General features: G+C 58.7%; 19 protein-coding genes. 8 read left to right on the top strand and 11 right to left on the bottom strand.

Features of this window, described 5'->3' with window-relative positions; genetic code table 11:
• Window positions 1-35: 35 nt before the first annotated feature.
• The 7 genes from IPK17_RS04065 to rpmH all read right to left on the bottom strand — a co-directional run bounded on the left by IPK17_RS04065 (window position 36) and on the right by rpmH (window position 4,846).
• Complete coding sequence (locus IPK17_RS04065) at window positions 36-863, bottom strand: PfkB family carbohydrate kinase (protein WP_343416387.1); 828 nt, start codon at window positions 861-863, stop codon at window positions 36-38.
• The gene (gene jag / locus IPK17_RS04060) at window positions 860-1,909 is read right to left on the bottom strand and encodes an RNA-binding cell elongation regulator Jag/EloR (RefSeq protein WP_343416386.1); all 1,050 of its coding nucleotides are present in this window, start codon (window positions 1,907-1,909) and stop codon (window positions 860-862) included. The genes IPK17_RS04065 and jag overlap by 4 nt, the downstream gene beginning before the upstream one ends.
• A gap of 105 nt (window positions 1,910-2,014) precedes the next feature.
• Window positions 2,015-2,902, bottom strand: a complete 888-nt coding sequence (locus IPK17_RS04055; RefSeq protein ID WP_343416385.1) for a YidC/Oxa1 family membrane protein insertase — start codon at window positions 2,900-2,902, stop codon at window positions 2,015-2,017.
• Between the two features lie 13 nt (window positions 2,903-2,915).
• Window positions 2,916-4,085: an outer membrane protein assembly factor BamB family protein gene (locus tag IPK17_RS04050; RefSeq protein WP_343416384.1), complete on the bottom strand. Its 1,170-nt coding sequence runs from the start codon at window positions 4,083-4,085 to the stop codon at window positions 2,916-2,918.
• Between the two features lie 15 nt (window positions 4,086-4,100).
• Entirely contained in the window at window positions 4,101-4,310 is a 210-nt protein-coding gene (gene yidD, locus IPK17_RS04045) for a membrane protein insertion efficiency factor YidD (protein ID WP_343416383.1), read from the bottom strand.
• Window positions 4,311-4,314: 4 nt separating this feature from the next.
• The gene (rnpA, locus tag IPK17_RS04040; RefSeq protein ID WP_343416382.1) at window positions 4,315-4,656 is read right to left on the bottom strand and encodes a ribonuclease P protein component; all 342 of its coding nucleotides are present in this window, start codon (window positions 4,654-4,656) and stop codon (window positions 4,315-4,317) included.
• Window positions 4,657-4,666: 10 nt separating this feature from the next.
• Window positions 4,667-4,846 (bottom strand): 50S ribosomal protein L34, encoded by a 180-nt coding sequence (gene rpmH / locus IPK17_RS04035; protein WP_343416381.1) that lies wholly within the window; start codon window positions 4,844-4,846, stop codon window positions 4,667-4,669.
• Window positions 4,847-5,026: 180 nt separating this feature from the next.
• On the opposite strand from rpmH, the gene IPK17_RS04030 reads away from it, so the two are divergent.
• From IPK17_RS04030 to IPK17_RS04015, 4 genes are all read left to right on the top strand, one after another.
• Window positions 5,027-6,559: a hypothetical protein gene (locus IPK17_RS04030; RefSeq protein ID WP_343416380.1), complete on the top strand. Its 1,533-nt coding sequence runs from the start codon at window positions 5,027-5,029 to the stop codon at window positions 6,557-6,559.
• 11 nt (window positions 6,560-6,570) lie between these two features.
• A complete protein-coding gene (locus tag IPK17_RS04025; RefSeq protein WP_343416379.1) occupies window positions 6,571-7,002 on the top strand; it encodes a hypothetical protein in 432 nt (143 codons plus the stop codon).
• An 88-nt stretch (window positions 7,003-7,090) separates the two neighbouring features.
• Window positions 7,091-7,519 carry a hypothetical protein gene (locus IPK17_RS04020; RefSeq protein WP_343416378.1) on the top strand — a complete coding sequence of 143 codons (429 nt, stop codon included), beginning with the start codon at window positions 7,091-7,093 and terminating at the stop codon, window positions 7,517-7,519.
• A gap of 131 nt (window positions 7,520-7,650) precedes the next feature.
• The gene (locus IPK17_RS04015; RefSeq protein WP_343416377.1) at window positions 7,651-8,844 is read left to right on the top strand and encodes an SUMF1/EgtB/PvdO family nonheme iron enzyme; all 1,194 of its coding nucleotides are present in this window, start codon (window positions 7,651-7,653) and stop codon (window positions 8,842-8,844) included.
• A gap of 40 nt (window positions 8,845-8,884) precedes the next feature.
• Here IPK17_RS04015 and IPK17_RS04010 read toward each other — a convergent pair whose 3' ends face one another.
• Together IPK17_RS04010 and IPK17_RS04005 are read right to left on the bottom strand one after the other, a co-directional pair.
• A complete protein-coding gene (locus tag IPK17_RS04010; protein ID WP_343416376.1) occupies window positions 8,885-9,274 on the bottom strand; it encodes an arginase family protein in 390 nt (129 codons plus the stop codon).
• Window positions 9,168-9,914, bottom strand: coding sequence for a histone deacetylase family protein (locus IPK17_RS04005; RefSeq protein WP_343416375.1), 747 nt, complete (start codon window positions 9,912-9,914; stop codon window positions 9,168-9,170). The genes IPK17_RS04010 and IPK17_RS04005 overlap by 107 nt, the downstream gene beginning before the upstream one ends.
• Window positions 9,915-10,063: 149 nt before the next feature.
• On the opposite strand from IPK17_RS04005, the gene IPK17_RS04000 reads away from it, so the two are divergent.
• Window positions 10,064-11,353 carry an AAA family ATPase gene (locus IPK17_RS04000; protein WP_343416374.1) on the top strand — a complete coding sequence of 430 codons (1,290 nt, stop codon included), beginning with the start codon at window positions 10,064-10,066 and terminating at the stop codon, window positions 11,351-11,353.
• Between the two features lie 140 nt (window positions 11,354-11,493).
• On the top strand, window positions 11,494-11,967 hold the full coding sequence (locus IPK17_RS03995; protein WP_343416373.1) for a DinB family protein: 474 nt from the start codon (window positions 11,494-11,496) through the stop codon (window positions 11,965-11,967).
• Window positions 11,968-12,017: 50 nt separating this feature from the next.
• Here the strand turns inward: IPK17_RS03995 and IPK17_RS03990 are convergent, their stop codons facing one another.
• Both IPK17_RS03990 and IPK17_RS03985 read right to left on the bottom strand, forming a co-directional pair.
• On the bottom strand, window positions 12,018-13,637 hold the full coding sequence (locus tag IPK17_RS03990; protein WP_343416372.1) for a glycosyltransferase family protein: 1,620 nt from the start codon (window positions 13,635-13,637) through the stop codon (window positions 12,018-12,020).
• 37 nt (window positions 13,638-13,674) lie between these two features.
• On the bottom strand, window positions 13,675-13,890 hold the full coding sequence (locus IPK17_RS03985; RefSeq protein WP_343416371.1) for a hypothetical protein: 216 nt from the start codon (window positions 13,888-13,890) through the stop codon (window positions 13,675-13,677).
• A gap of 94 nt (window positions 13,891-13,984) precedes the next feature.
• Between IPK17_RS03985 and IPK17_RS03980 the strand changes: the two genes are divergently transcribed.
• Both IPK17_RS03980 and IPK17_RS03975 read left to right on the top strand, forming a co-directional pair.
• Complete coding sequence (locus tag IPK17_RS03980) at window positions 13,985-14,632, top strand: DUF4870 domain-containing protein (protein WP_343416370.1); 648 nt, start codon at window positions 13,985-13,987, stop codon at window positions 14,630-14,632.
• Between the two features lie 90 nt (window positions 14,633-14,722).
• A complete protein-coding gene (locus IPK17_RS03975; RefSeq protein ID WP_343416369.1) occupies window positions 14,723-15,217 on the top strand; it encodes a DinB family protein in 495 nt (164 codons plus the stop codon).
• The last annotated feature ends 69 nt before the right edge of the window (window positions 15,218-15,286 follow it).

The following is a 15,286-nucleotide window of genomic DNA, read 5'->3' as shown; positions in this document are numbered from 1 at the left end:
GATGGCGTCCTGATCAGCGTGAATGTGATTGTAACTTAAACTGCGGCGATTGCTTGTCGAACTTCGTCCGGCGTTGGCGTGCCGTCGATGTCGTAGCGCGTCACACAAATGGCGCCGAGCTGCGCGGCGACTTGGATCGCCTTGTTCAGATCATGACCCAGCGCCGGGAGGCTCGCCAGCACCGCGGCGGCAAATACATCGCCCGCGCCCGTCGCATTGACGAGCTCGACGCGCGGCGTGCTGTAGTTGGTCGGCGTGCCCTTGTGGTAGTACGTGCCGCCTTTTTCCGCACGCGTTAACAGCAGATGGTCGACACTCGCGGCGAACGCGGCTTCCATGTCCGGCGCTTCGACGATATCTTCCTCGCTGAACACGGCAATGTTGACAGATTTGAGAATGTCCGCGTCAAACCAGCGGCGGAAATGCACGCGCCCATCCGCTTCCCAACGGCGCAGCCAACCTTGCAGCGTGAGCAGCACGGTTTTGTCGTGGAAGCTGTGCGCAACCTGCGGATCAACTTCGCCCGCAATTGGCGCGAGGTGGACCAGCGGCGCGTCCAGCCAGTCCGCCGGAATGTCTTCCGGGCGAATCGGCGCGGCGACCGGGCGGACGTACTGAGTACGCCCCGTCGGACGGTAGATGTGTTCATACGTGGTGGTTTCCGCCGCCGGGAGCGACCGAATTTCGGCGTAGGGGCGCAGCGTGTCGAGCAGTGGCTCGTCCACGGCGGCGCTCGTCAGCAAGCCGACCCGCAGGCCAAATGCGGCGGCAGTGCGCGCGGCATACGAAACAGTGCCCCCGGCCTTACGACCACCGGGGGTGAGGTCTGCCGTCATATGTCCGATCAGCAGGTAATCAATCATGCCTGCGAACTCGGAACGATGGTCACTTTGCGCCCGACACCTTCCCCAACGCTTTTGGTCACGACATCCTGCCGTCCCCGCAGCGCCAGATGGATGATGCGGCGTTCGTGTGGCGGCATCGGTTCAAGCGGAATTGTGCGGCTGGTGCGGACTGCTTCATCCGCCATGCGCAGGGCCAGCGCGTGCAGCGACGCGGCGCGGCGGGCTTTGTAACCCTCCACGTCGACAATGACTTCCGAGCGGCGCTGAAGGTCGCGGCTGGTGATCAGGCGGGTGATGTACTGGAGCGAGGCCAGCGTTTCGCCGCGCCGACCGATCAGCCGCTGCAGGTTGCTCCCGGCGATATCCAGCACCCACGGGGTGCTTTCGCCCTGTTCGCCCGCTTCCGCACGGCGCACGGCGATATGCGCGCGCACGTCCATGTGCGAGAGCAGTTCGTTGAGCACCACGCGCCCGATGGAGGCTTCGTCGTCCCATTCTTCCTCTGGGATTTCGGGCGTTTGCGTCAGAACGGGGACTTCTTCATCGTCCACGTCCATGTAGTCAGGGAATTCGTTCTGGAACTCGCGCTTAGGCGGACGCGGCGGGCGATCCCGGCGCTCTTCATTCCGGTCGGCACGGCGTTCGCCTTGCGGCCGTTCGCGGCCCCCCGGACGATCACCGCGATTCCCGCGGTCGGAGCGTTCGCCCCGGTTGCTGCGGTCAGGGCGGTCGGTTCGTTCGGGACGTTCGGTTCGTTCTGGCCGGCTCTCGCGTTCTGGACGTTCGGCGCGGGGTTCAGCCGCCGGGCGCGGCGCTTCGACGCGCGGCGGCTCAACGGGAGGTGGCGGGGGCGGCGGCGGTGCATCGAACACGGGCTTCGGGAAGCTCAACACCTGCAAACGGACGCGGGCCGGACGACCCGGCAGCCCAAACATCCCGGCGCTCGGTTCGTCCAAGACTTCGACGATAACTTGACTAGGTCCGACTTTGAGTTCAGCTAACCCTTTGGCGATTGCTTCTTCAATGCTGTCGGCGGTCGTTTCGATTGACTGTGGTGAACTCATTTTGAGAGTCCTTAAATTCACAATAGGAAAGTAAAATCCGTCTTTGAAATGGGCGCAGCTGAATCTCTGCGCCCATGATCTAATGATATGTTGAATGACCGGTTTTTACTTGGCTTTGCTGCCGCTTTTTTCGGAGCTGGCCTTGGTTTTGCCGTCACTCTTCGTTTTGTCCGCCAGCGCCTTCGCGCCGGAAGTCTTGCGGCTTTCCGTACGCGCCTGCACCACCTGCGGCGGTTTGTCATCTGGAATCCCACGCAAATAGCTGAGTTTACTCTGTCCGGTCAGCAGACCCTGCGCAATCATGGCGACGTTGGTCGCGATGATGTAGATCGACACGCCGATGGAGAACGACATGCCGAAGAACACGTACATCAACGGCATAACCGTCGTCATGGACTGAGATGTCGCTTGAGCCGTGCTGGGCTGTTCGCCGGGCGCGGGCTTGGGCTGTGGCGGCATCGACAGCTTCATCTGTACCCACGTCGTCACGACGATCAGCGCGATCAAGCCGATGGTGAACGGGTTCAGACCAATCACGCTCGCCGACTGCGTCAGGTTCATCCCCAACCACGAGGAGTTGAGCGGAATGACATTGTCCAAACCCGGTACCAGCAAACGACCGGAGAGGTCGAGCAGGTGGGTGGGGGTCGAGGCCAGCGCAAAGTTGATCGCGCCGTAGAGCGCGAAGAAGATCGGCAGCTGAATGATCATCGGCAGGCAGCCACCCAGCGGGTTGATGCCGTACTGGCGATAGAGCGCCATCTGTTCCTGCGCGAGTTTTTCGCGGTCGTTCTTGTACTTCTCTTGCAGCGCCTTGAGTTCGGGCTGAAGCTGCTGCATGGCCTTAGACGAGCGCAGCGACTGCGCGGTCAGCGGGTAGAGCAGCAGACGGGTCAGCACGGTGAAGACGATGATCGCCAGCACCATATCCTGATTCAGAACTGAATACAGGAAGGTCAGCAGGGTAACGAATACGTTGACGATGATATCCATATCACGCCCTCAACTAACGCGCATAACGCCAACGCAAGTCGCCCGAGTCCAAGCTAAAGGCGAACAAGAGCTTGTCGTTTGCCATCGTGCTTACGATAAGTAACGATTCCCGGAGTTCGGCATTGTCTTCCGGCGTGATGACCAGCATATCCGACAGAATTTCGGCGTCGGTGTTCTGTTGGCGGACTTCGGCGCCCGTGGCGCGTTCCAACCAGTAAACTTTATGATCGCGCGAGGCGACGATTACGCTTGCTTCCGTGACGACCGGGGTTGCGCGGATAACACGTCCAGCGACCTGGCGACTCCACACGGGGGTGAAACCATCAGCGCTCAAGCCGAGGGCGTACACCCAACCACCCGCATCGCCTACGTACAACGTATCGTCGACAATGGCCGGCGTACCCCACACCCATTCGGTGGTCGAGTACTCGGCTGTGATTTGTCCATCCAGCGAGATGCGGAAAATTTTACGTGCGAACGAACCGATGTACAGATTGCCGTCATACAGCACAGGCGTGTCGGCGATTGCGCCGCCGAGATCCACGCGCCAGAGTTCTTCGCCCGTCTCGGCGTTCACGGCATAGAGCTTGTGATCCATACTGCCGACGTACAGAACACCATCGGCGAGGAGCGGTTCCGACCAGACACCGCGTTCGGTATCCAGCGTCCACACGCGGCTGGCGAGATCGGTCATGTCGAGCGCGATCAGGTCGCCATCGCTCAAGCCGAGGAACAGGCGCTGGCCATCGCTGATTGGATCGGTTACCACATGGCCGCCGACGCTAATCCCGGTGGTGTTTTCGACACGTGCATTCGAAAAATCAACCTCGAACAGACCCGTATCGTAAGAGACAGCATACATGGTGTCTTCAGTGAACAGCGGGTTGCTGTAAAAGCGAGTCTGCGCGTTTCCGGTGACCTGAACCGACCACAAACGCGGGCTATTCTGGTCATCGTAACGCAGGTTGCCATCTGCATCGCGGAGCTGAGCGACCGACCCGTCCTGCGGGTTGATCAGCACAATCCGATCATGGAATGCGAACAGAATCTGCTGCGGATCACCGGCAAGGGTCATGTGTCCCCAATTGGTGTCCGTGGGGAGCGGAACGCATGCCGATGCCAAGAGAACGAGCAGCAGCGCGGCAGCGATCCCGAAACGTCTAAACAGCCGAACGATCTTCAAACGGGGACTCCTCAGTTATGGAACGGGATCATAGCCGCCGGGGTGAAAGGGGTGGCAGCGCGCAATGCGTTTGATGCCCAGCCAACCGCCCTTGAATACACCGTATTTCTCGATGGCCTGATAGGTATACACCGAACAAGTTGGTTCGTAAATACAGCTCGGCGGGAGCATGGGCGAAATAAATCGCTTGTAAAACCGAATCAGCGCCAGCGCGACGGCTTTCACGATGTTATCCCTCTTTAATCAAACTCGCCCGACGGAACAGTTCATATACTGTACGCTGAACCACAGAGAAAGGTTGCCCGACAATGGGACGACGGGCGATGATAACGACATCATGACCGGGGTCGAGCTGGGGGTGCAAAAGGCGTGTCGCTTCGCGCAGCAAACGTCGAATGCGATTGCGAGTCACCGCCTTGCCTAACCCTTTTGAGACGATGAAGCCATAGCGGTTGTCTTGCAGATCGTTAGTGGTCACGCTTAACAGCATCAGGCGATGTTGCTGAGCGTGACCCACTCGGCGCAGATGCTCAAAATCTGCGCTGCGACGGAGACGATAACGCCGCTGCATCCCAATCGATCTAGCGAGCGTTCCAGTCGATCTTCTTGACGTGCACCGGCTTGACCGTCAACTGGTGACGACCCTTGGCGCGGCGACGCTTCAACACGTCACGCCCGGTGCTGGTGGCCATACGCTGGCGGAATCCATGCACACGCGCACGGCGGCGGATTTTGGGCTGGTAAGTACGCTTGGTTGACATTCTTCGTCATTCCTACTGAAAAAAGCTTGATGGACAGGGGATAAGTATAATCGACAGGGGGAGGGTGGTCAACCCAACGCTTGCAAACGCACTTTCGTCTCCGCTATAATCAATGTGGTTTTTAACTTTTCTCAAACCGGATTCGTGCTTTACTCCCCTTGAGTTTCCCGGAGCAACCCTATGCGCCAATGGGCGGATGACTTCACCGTTACTAATGATGATCTTGAACATTTGACCGGTTTATTGTTAGAGCGGGAAACCCCCCTTTCAATTGATGAGCTGGCGCACGCCTTGATCGCGCAGCGGTTAGAACTACTGGCCGCCGCCGAACGCGAACGCTTCAAAGATTCGCGGATGTACAATCCCGCGCAGACCTATGAAGTCGGCCAGAAGGTGTTTTTCCCGCAGGAGGACTACACCGTCGGCACGGTGACCGATGTGCGCGCGGGCGACAACCCGGAATACGGCGCCTTCAAGGTGATCGCAGTGGACTTTGATGGTCGCAGCGTGCGCGAATTTGCCGCTGAACTGCAAAGCTATCATAAACTGAGCGACATGCTCAATGAAGACGCCGCGCCGCAGTTGGCGGGCAGCGCCGATGAAATCTTCGCGCACAACCGGCATGTGATTGTCCCCACGCTGGAAGAACGGCTGCGTGAAGGCGGCGATCTGGTCAGCGTGGCGGGCAAGTGGTTCTCGCGTGACCTGATCCTTGAGGTGAACGAGGGGCATCTCAACCTTGCCGAAGCGGTGCTCTACACTATCGAGGGCGGGCCGATGTCGACCGAGCGCATCGTCACCGAGATCGGTGGGGTGAGCGACTCCGCACCGCTGGAACTGCAAATTTTCAGCGTCAACGACGCGCTCAACCGTGACCCGCGCTTCGACGAAGTCGGGCCGATCAACACGGTGATGTGGTACCTCCGCACCTTTGAACCGCCCGAAGTCCTCAATACCCCCAACGTCCTCAAGTACAACGAAATCGACTATGACGTGACGCTGCTCTCCAACGAACAGCGGGCGCTGGAAATTGAGATTGACGACGAATGGTCGCCCGATGGCGAGTCGGCGGAGGCGGGTGATGAAGTCACGCTGACGCTGAACTACGCACACTGGCGGGCGGGGACGCTGCCGCTCAACCGCAAAATGCAGGCGATTTTCCCGACGGCGCGGCGCACGCAGCGCATCGCGGTGACGCTGGTCGATGGCCAGGATGGCGAAACGTATTCGGGGTGGGTGGTGCGCCCGGATCGCTACGTCTTCGGGTTGGACAAGTTCTATCGCAAGCACAAGCTGCCGATTGGCGCCTTCATCGTCGTGCGCCGTGACGGCGACCGGATCGTCGTGGACTTCCGCGCACATCGTCCGCGTACCGAGTGGGTGCGCGTGATCACGCCGAAGGCCAGTCTGGTGAGCTTTGAAGAAGAACGCCGCTCGATTGGCGCGGAATACGACGAACTGCTCATCCTGTGGAGCGATGAAGTCAATGCCGCCGACAGTGCCTACAACGGCAAGCGCCCGTTGAACCAAGCGCTGCGAGCGGTCGCCGCCGAACTTACGCGCAATTCGCCGCAGGGGACGCTGCACGCCAAGACATTGTACAGTGCGGTCAACGTGCTGCGGCGTGCGTCGCCCGGCGCGGTCTTCGCGACGCTCAACGACGACCCGGAATTTCAGTATGTTGGGAATCATTATTGGCGCTTCGGCGCGTAGGGAGCGATTTTATGCAATCTGCTAAACCCAGCGCGATAGTGAAGCCGACTCTGGAAACTCGTTATCACATCGATTATTCGTGGTTCGAGCGGAGCGGTGAAGACCTGCGCACATATTTATTGAGCCATCTGTCCCCGGATCAGCGCGAACGTCTGAGCCAGACCACCGAAACCCGCGAGGTCGACTACATTGACCCGGAGACGGGCGAGGTCAGCAAGCTGGACGAACTGCAGCTCGCGATCCGTTCGGCGTCGCTCGACCCGGACTTCATCAATCCACATACAGCGGTCGTGGACAGCATTTTCCGCGTGTTTCTGGCGAACGGCAACAAGCCCGTCAACTCGCAGCAGATTTCCGAGTATATCGGACGTCCGGCGTCGCTGGTGTTGAAAACGCTGAGCGGCGGACGGGTGTATAAAGGTATTCGTCCGACGACGAACTAGAAGCAGTTAAAAGTTAAAAGTGACAAGGTGAAAGTAAAAACCCCTCACTTTCGACTTTTAACTTTCGACTTTTAACTGGAGGATTGGTATGGGACGTGTGATCAACCCGGACAGCAACGGTAAGCAGCGCAATCAACTGCTGCGGACCATCGCCGAGGTGCTGCGCCGCTTGGGTCAGAAACCCGAATTTGACGATGACGCCAAAGATATGGTGGCGTGCCTCGTGTTTGCCCTGCGCGATATCGATGTGGGCATCGAAGAATCAGCGCAGGCGTGGGAAAAGCGCGACTACTGGATGAAAGCCGACGAACTGCGCAACCGCTGGTCGTGGGCGGGGCGCATGGCCGACCAACTTCAAGCGATTGTCTTCGGTGACAAGTGGGCGGATCTGCCGCCGCTGATGATCAAGCTGTTCCCGTATGTGAGCGACATCAACGTGACGAAGATGACGCGCAAGGAAGATACGTGGATGGGCAGCTATGGGCGGCTGATCCGCGAGAAGCCGCCGACGGTGTAAGGGCAGGGCTGAGAACTTCAGGACTGAGGACTGAGTAAAAGCAGACGTTTGTAGGGACGAGGCATGCCTCGTCCTTTTTTGTTGGTTATAATGAACGCTATTAATCGAATCGTCACCTTGAGTTTCCACCCATGAGCCACATTTTCATCAGCTACAGCAAAAAGAATCGCGATTACGCCCGCGCATTTGCCAACAAGTTACTGGATACCGGATTTGATGTATGGATCGATGATCGTATTGATTATGGTGAAGATTGGTGGCAGGTGATAGTAAAGGCAATCCGCGAATGTGCGGCGTTTCTGGTTGTAATGACACCCGATTCGGATGCTTCGAAGTGGGTACAACGCGAGGTCACACTCGCCGATCATTTACCGAAACCGATTTTCCCAGTGCTGCGCGACGGCGATTTACTCAGCAGTGATAACTGGTCGATGTTCTTGCGCACGCAATATGCGGATGTGCGCGACGGCAGTTTCCCTAAAGACGATTTCCACGAACGGTTACGTCAATTAATTACGCCAAAACCTACGCGAGGATCAGAGGTAAAAGAGCGTACTTTCCCGCTGATCTTCAAACCGGATTGGGTGGGCAAGATCATTCCTGAGCCGTTTGAATGGTGTGTTGTGCCAGCGGGCAAGGTGACAGTGGAACCGGGCGGTTACTTGAAAGAGAAGACTATCTTTGACGTAGCCGAATTCTGGATTGCCCGCTACCCGATCACCAATGCGCAATTCGATGCATTCGTTGCAGCCAAAGATGGTTCACGCCTTCCACAATGGTGGAATTACTCAAAGGAGGCAATGGACTGGTACTATGGCAATCCGAACATTGAACCTGCCAAATTTGCAGATTGCACCGACTGCCCTCGTGAAAATCTTACATGGTATGCTGCTGTAGCTTTTACCTTATGGTTAAGTGCTAAAACAGGAGAAAGAATATCATTGCCAACCGAAGCACAGTGGCAACGGGCGGCACAAGGGAACGATGAACGCAAATATCCTTGGGGAAATGAATGGGATATGCAGAAATACAACTCGTCCGAAAGCCGTTTCAGTAAAACAACCTCGGTATTGAGCTACTCTGAGGGTGCAAGCCCTTTTGGTGTCATGGATATGAGTGGCAATGTTTGGGAATGGTGTTTGACTGATGGGAAAACTGGCGAGAACAGTTTGGAAGGGGCAAACGCGAGGATACTAAGGGGCGGTTCCTTTAACGGCGATAAATGCCGTGTCCACGCTAGATATCGCCGTGACTATACCTTGAATCCAAGATCATGGTTTGCGGATTTCGGATTCCGGGTTGTGGGTTCAAGAGATTTGCGTTGACTACCCTACTCGGAGTTATAGACGAAGAACACATCACCAGCTATAACCCATGCACCTGCTTGACCCGCGCGATCACGTTCTCGACGCCTGCGCGTTCGCTGTACGGTGACGCACCGAGCGGATCGACCGTTTCCTCGCCCAACAGCACGCGCGCGATATTCGCTACGCCTTCGCTCAGCACGTCGAGGTTGTAGCCGCCTTCCACGATGAACGCGATCTTGCCCCCACATAGCTGATCCGCCATGCGCACGAGTTCACGTGTGAGATGTGCGTAACCGCTCAGCGAGAGGTGAATGCCCGCCAGCGGATCATCCCAATGCGCGTCAAAGCCCGCCGAGACGAGGATCAGCTCTGGCTCGAAGCGCAACGCCGCTGGCCACACGATCTGCTCGAAGATCGCCGCGTAGCTGGCGTCGCCATGACCGCCCATGAGCGGAATATTGATGTTGAAACCCACCCTTTGCCGACGCCCGTGTATCATTGATCGCACCCGTGCCGGGGTAAATCCCCTGCTGATGGGTCGAAATGAACAGTACGGACGGGTCGTTATAGAACATCGCTTCGGTGCCGTTGCCGTGATGGACATCATAATCTACAATGAGGATGCGCCTTAACCCAGACTGCTGCTGCGCATAGCGCGCCGCCAGCGCAATATTACCGAGCAGGCAGAAGCCCATGCCGTGATCCGGCATCGCGTGATGTCCCGGCGGACGCACGGCGGCCAGCGCGTTGTGAACTGCGCCGCTGGCAACGGCATCGACGGCGCGCACCACGCCGCCCGCGGACAGCCGCGCGATCTCATACGACCACGGATTGGCATAGGTATCGTTATCGAGACGTACGGTACGATCCAGCCCGCTCAGTTTGTCTAGAAGGTCGAGATAGCGTGGGGTGTGTACGCTGAGAATCAAGTCACGCTCAATCGAAGGCGCTTCGACCGCCTGCATCCGTGCCGCCAATCCGGTCTCGTCAAGCCGCTGCCAAATCGCCCGGATGCGCCCCGCGTGTTCGGGGTGACCGGGGGAGTCGTGTTCCGGAAAACGCGGATGCGTGACATACAGCGTGGTCATGAACAAGCCTTTCTGCACAGTGACCGCATGATAACCGTGAATCGTGTTTCTTAAAAGAACAATCTATAATGACTGAACGAAAGCGTAACCAGTTATCCCTCTTGCGGCGCATGCAAGCGGACAAGAAGGGTAAAAAGAGGACTGAACCTATGCAGTATGAACGGCTTGTCCAGTGGGCGCGCGAGACATGGCAAGCGCGGTGGGGCGACCAGCCCTACGTCACCGTCTGGGCATCGACGGAATGCAGCAATATGATCGCTCAGAGTCAGGTCAAGACTGGGCGCAAGCTGCGCGGCAAACTGCGCTACGATGGCGCGGAACCCCTGGACTGCCCGTACATCGTGCCGATCAGCGATTACGGGTCACGCGGCAAAAAGATGGTCCTCACGGCGAGCGCCGGTGCATTCGCCTTCAAGTTCTCGGAAGATGGCGGCGATGCCTTTGAGGCGATCTACGCCAGCGCATATTTCAGCGACGATGTGCAGGATTTGACGGCCGTGGCGCTCGTCCCCGCCAACAAGCTGGAAGGCTGGGCGGCGTTTGAGTTTGCGTGCGCGCGCGCCGTGCGTCCGCGGATTCGCCGCCGCCGCGATGTGTATATCATCGGCGGGACGGACGCTTTCTTCGACCCGACCGTCGATTGGGATGACATCATCCTCGCGGACGACATCAAGGCCCGTCTGCTCGACGACATGGAAGCGTTCTTCACGAAGGGCGTCGGCATCTATCGCCAGTTGAAGCTGCCGCCCTTTCGCAAGCTGCTGCTGGCAGGGGTCCCCGGCACGGGTAAGACGATGCTGTGCGCGGCGATGGCCAAAATCGCGATCAGCAAGGGGCGCGTGGTGGTGTACGTTTCCGGCGCGGATCGCGATGGCGCGTCCTTCGAGAAGATTCAGCGGGCGCTGCAAGCGGTCACGGCGGCGCGCTACCCCGTTCTATTGATCGTCGAGGAATTGGACGCCTATCTGCAAGGCGACGACAAAGCGCGCGTGCTCAATGTGCTGGACGGCATCGAGTCGCCGAACAACCCCAAAGGCGCGCTCCTGCTGGCGACGACCAACTACCCGGAAGCCATTGACGAGCGCATTTCCAAGCGACCCGGTCGGCTGGATCGCATCTTCGTGATTCCGACCATTCAGGACGAGGCGCAGGCGGTCGAGATGCTCAAGCATTACATGGGCGAGCAGTGGCACGAGGGACACAACGTCGTCGTGCCCGACCTGATCGATCAGCCGGGGGCGTTTGTGCGCGAGGTCGCGCTGCATGCCCGCATGCTGGCCGCGCACGAGCACAAAACCGAGGTCACACCGGAACTGCTCACGCAGTCGGTCGAGAGCCTGCTGCGGCAGATGCGCTCCGAGCGGGATTTCCTCACGCAGCGCCGCCCGATTGGCCTGATCAATTCGAACAAGAAGCCGAACAAAACGCCGTTCGGGTGACCCCTCACCCCAACCCCTCTCCCACGCAAGCGGGGAGAGGGGCGAATCTGCGGCCTGAATTGGTAATAATCCCCACATCCAACTTCTGCTAGCCTAGCGTCATCGCTAACTGCTAAAAGCTAATCGCTAGGAGTTCACCTATGCCTGCCGCCGAACGTCAGCAGTATATTCAAATGCTGCGCGAGTTCCCCGAACAGTTCGCCGCGCTCGTGCGCCAGTTCACCGACGAGCAGCTCGAATGCCGCGTCGCCGAGGGCGAATGGAGCATCCGCCAGATTGTGCATCACGTCGCGGATTCGCACATGAACGCGAACAATCGCTTCCGCCTGCCGCTCACCGAGGACAACCCGCCGCTCCCCGGCTACGATCAGGACAAGTACGCGCTGCAACCCGATTACGCGCTGCCGCTCGAAATCTCGCTCTCGATTTTGCCGGGGCTGCATGCGCGCTGGGTCGCGCTGCTGGAGTCGCTCACCGAGGAGCAGTGGAACAGGACGGCGGTGCATGGCGAATGGGGGCAGGTGACGGTCGAAGAGGTGGCGCGGCGTTACGCCGGACACGGTATCAACCACATCAACCAGATCAATACGATCCGTGCCAAGCACGGGTTTTGAGTAGGACTGAGGTTCGAGGATTGAGGACAGAGAAAGAACCAAGCTTGCACTCAGTCCTCAGTCCTGTCTATGGGCGTGAAAATGAGGTACTCGAAGCCGTTCATGGGGATCGTCTCGCTGACCTCATAATTGCGGGCGATGGCTTGCAGCACGTCGACCGGGTAGAACTGCGCGCGCATGATGACTAAGCCGAAGTCCTGCGCCTCGATCATGGCGATCAGCGCGGACGAGTCGAACAACCCCTGCTGGTCGAGGTTGAGGAGCTGCGTTGGGTTGGTGATCACGTCTTTGCCCGCGAGCAGATTGAAGGCCGCTTCCTCGCTCAGTACGGGTTTATCGGCGGCGCGTACCAGTTCGACGATGCGCCAGCCCGCTTCGATGTCGGCGGGTGTGGTCAGGTGACCAATATCCGCGTAACCGCCCGCGATACGCCCGGCGGAGTCGTAGAAGCCGTTGAGCGCGTTCGGCTCGATTTGCAGCACGTCGGCGATGGTGCTGAAGACAGGCGCGTCAGTCGGCAGATGCAGCACCGCGCGACCATAGCCGAGGTAGAGCAGGGGGACGATCACCAGGCCGACGCCTGTCAGCGGCTTGACGACGCGCCCGAGCGGACGCAGCCAGCGCCCATAGAGGTTGGTCGTTGGGAAGCGCCACTCACCCCGCAGCGTCTTGGCGGCGAATAGGCCGCTCAACAGGCACAGCGCCGCAATCGACGTGGAGAAGTAGCTGTCGCCCGCGCCCCATTTGCCCGAGAGGATGCTCACGCCAATGCCCGCCACGAACCAGATCGAATAGATGGACAGGCGCGTGAAATACAACTCATAGAGGACGTACAACGCCGCCGGGACGATCAAGAAGCCGTGCAGGCTGAACCATAACCGGAACAAGCCGACCGCTTGATCCGGGATGAACGGATTGACATTGGCGGTGATCGACTGCAGCCACCATTGACCGTTGGTCGCGACGTTCATCCACACGAAGATGGCGCCGCCGACCAGCGCGAAGCCAATGCCCCACACGATGGATCGGCGCGGCTGGCGGATGAACAGGAAGACGAACACGGCGACCGCGGTCGCAATGGCGAGCTGTTTGGTGTAGCCCGCGGCCAGCACAAACGCCAGCCCCGTGAACAATACGCGCCGCCGCGTGCGCTGATCCTGAATCTCGTTGACGTTGGCCAGCACGACGACCGCCAGCGTTTCGAACATGACCATGCTCAGATGCTGGCGAAAGAGCGGGGCGATGTGATAGATCGTGTTCGAGGCGAGGAACGCCAGGCCCGATAGGAGCGCGATACCCCACTGGCGGCCACCGTCCCGGTAGACGGCATAGCCAATCGCAGATGCGGCAACGAGGCCCGCCAGCGTGCCAAGCAAGCGCCCATACCAGTAGGCAGGGCCGAACAGCCACACGAACGGCGCGGCGATCACATGGAAGAGGGGTGGGTAGTTGCTGGAATAAAACGGGTATATATTGGTATCTTTATACGGGAATTCACCCTGACTGAACAGAATCGTGTCGACCAGTTCGAAGCCTTCACCTTGATCGTAGTCAAATGGAAACTGGATCAGGTTCAGCGCGAAGACGAGGTAGACGACGAGGTAGAACAGCAGCAGCCCGATCGCACTGAGCATCAGGACGGGGTGCAGCGTTTGTGAGATGCGTTTCACCGGGGATAACATCGTTTCTCCGCGTTGGGTGCGGTCTTCAAGCGGGCTGACTGCCCAAAGGGATCAGCGTTAGGCCGACGAGCGCCAGCGCGACGCACAACCCGAGGGCGAGGCGCTGGGCGGGACCGATGCCGCCTTGGCGACCGGGGTTGAGCACATCAATGGCGAGGATGGCGATAAAGCCCACAACTCCCGCGATCAGCAGGAGCAGGCCGAGTAAGCGTTTGGTGAGCGTGAAGTGATTTGAGACCATAAGCCAGAGTATAACAGGTCTGCAACTTTTGAAAAGCGGCCTGCGTATAGTGTGATGTAGAGTTTAAGCATAACCGCAGTTTGAGGATACACCCATGAGCCAACCTGACGATCAAGAGCGCGTTTCGCGCTTGTCTTCGACACCGCCACCCGCCACCGCGGAAGCGGGTGGCGAGGAAGTGGTGCAGGAATATGAGCGGCGGTATCAACCCGAACGGGTGAAGCCCCGCGCGATGCCGCGCAGTTACAGCACGATGCGCGTCACCGATGAAGAGAAGATGTGGGCGGCAGTGGCGCATGGCAGCGCGTGGGTGACGTTTTTGGGATCGATCCTGAGCATTGGCGTGATCACGCCGCTCAGCATATTCGTCCCACTGATCATCTATTTCATGTTCCGCAAGCGCTCGGACTATGTGGCCTTCCATGCGCTGCAGGCGTTCGTCCTCCAGTTAATCGGCACGGTTGGCGCAATGCTGCTGCTGATCGTCGGCGGGTTCGTGTGGGCCATCGGCATGGTGATCGCCATGCTGGCGCTGCTGGTGCTCGTCGGGTTTGTGCTCATCCCGGTGTGGGCGCTGGTCGGTTTGGTGCTGCTGCTCGTCGTGATGCTGCTGCCGCTGGCCATGGTGCTGTATGCGACGCTCGCCACCATCGAAACCTACAACGGCCGCGACTACCGCTACCCGGTGATCGCCAAATGGGTCGACAGGCAGCTCGCAGGGAATTACCTCACCGTCGTATAATCTCTCCAGACGAAGTTCCGCAGTCACAGTTTTGGGACGGGGTTCACCTCGTCCTTTTTGCGTTGCTGCGAAGGTGCGAGGAGAGAAACCATGACTTCCGATTATCTGCGTCTGCTGTTTGATTATCACTACTGGGCGATGCGCCGGGTGTGGCACTGCATCGCCAATCTGACGCCGGAGCAGTTCGTGCAGCCGCTCGATTACTCGATTGGGTCAATTCGCAGTCAGGTAGTGCATACCATGAGCGCGGAATGGCTGTGGTTCGAACGCTTACAGGGGCGTTCGCCAACCCATGTGCTTAATCCTGACGAGTATCCCACGCCCGAAGCCGTGCAAGCGGCATGGCGCGAGGTTGAGGCGAATAGCCGCGCCTTCCTGAGCACGATCACCGATGAGCAGTTGGGGCAGAGGTTCGCCTACCGGACGACGCGCGGCATGCCGTTTGAGGATGAGGTTGGCAACCTGCTGTTTCATATCGTGAACCATGCGACTGATCACCGAGCGCAAATTCTCGCCATGCTGCATACCCTAGGCGTGGCGGGCGTCGAGCAGGATTTGCTCTTTTATCTGCGCGAGCGTGAGTAGAATTTCGTACTGTGCTTTATTTCTCGAACGCCTCATGCTATGCTTTGTGGGGTTTTTAAGAAAAGTCCC

The organism is Candidatus Flexifilum breve (assembly GCF_016713355.1).
Note: the sequence above shows the minus strand (reverse complement) of the source record. Positions and strands in the feature narration are given on the sequence as shown.

Bases quoted from the DNA above. Each gene is read 5' to 3' on its own strand.
- IPK17_RS03995 (WP_343416373.1), top strand. From the start codon at position 11,494: ATGCCTGCCGCCGAACGTCAGCAGTATATTCAAATGCTGCGCGAGTTC.
- IPK17_RS03980 (WP_343416370.1), top strand. From the start codon at position 13,985: ATGAGCCAACCTGACGATCAAGAGCGCGTTTCGCGCTTGTCTTCGACA.
- IPK17_RS03975 (WP_343416369.1), top strand. From the start codon at position 14,723: ATGACTTCCGATTATCTGCGTCTGCTGTTTGATTATCACTACTGGGCG.
- IPK17_RS04030 (WP_343416380.1), top strand. From the start codon at position 5,027: ATGCGCCAATGGGCGGATGACTTCACCGTTACTAATGATGATCTTGAA.
- IPK17_RS04055 (WP_343416385.1), bottom strand. From the start codon at position 2,902: ATGGATATCATCGTCAACGTATTCGTTACCCTGCTGACCTTCCTGTAT.
- IPK17_RS04010 (WP_343416376.1), bottom strand. From the start codon at position 9,274: ATGGGCGGTCATGGCGACGCCAGCTACGCGGCGATCTTCGAGCAGATC.
- IPK17_RS04015 (WP_343416377.1), top strand. From the start codon at position 7,651: ATGAGCCACATTTTCATCAGCTACAGCAAAAAGAATCGCGATTACGCC.
- IPK17_RS04025 (WP_343416379.1), top strand. From the start codon at position 6,571: ATGCAATCTGCTAAACCCAGCGCGATAGTGAAGCCGACTCTGGAAACT.
- IPK17_RS04065 (WP_343416387.1), bottom strand. From the start codon at position 863: ATGATTGATTACCTGCTGATCGGACATATGACGGCAGACCTCACCCCC.
- IPK17_RS04000 (WP_343416374.1), top strand. From the start codon at position 10,064: ATGCAGTATGAACGGCTTGTCCAGTGGGCGCGCGAGACATGGCAAGCG.
- IPK17_RS04020 (WP_343416378.1), top strand. From the start codon at position 7,091: ATGGGACGTGTGATCAACCCGGACAGCAACGGTAAGCAGCGCAATCAA.
- jag (WP_343416386.1), bottom strand. From the start codon at position 1,909: ATGAGTTCACCACAGTCAATCGAAACGACCGCCGACAGCATTGAAGAA.
- rpmH (WP_343416381.1), bottom strand. From the start codon at position 4,846: ATGTCAACCAAGCGTACTTACCAGCCCAAAATCCGCCGCCGTGCGCGT.
- IPK17_RS03985 (WP_343416371.1), bottom strand. From the start codon at position 13,890: ATGGTCTCAAATCACTTCACGCTCACCAAACGCTTACTCGGCCTGCTC.
- rnpA (WP_343416382.1), bottom strand. From the start codon at position 4,656: ATGCAGCGGCGTTATCGTCTCCGTCGCAGCGCAGATTTTGAGCATCTG.
- IPK17_RS04005 (WP_343416375.1), bottom strand. From the start codon at position 9,914: ATGACCACGCTGTATGTCACGCATCCGCGTTTTCCGGAACACGACTCC.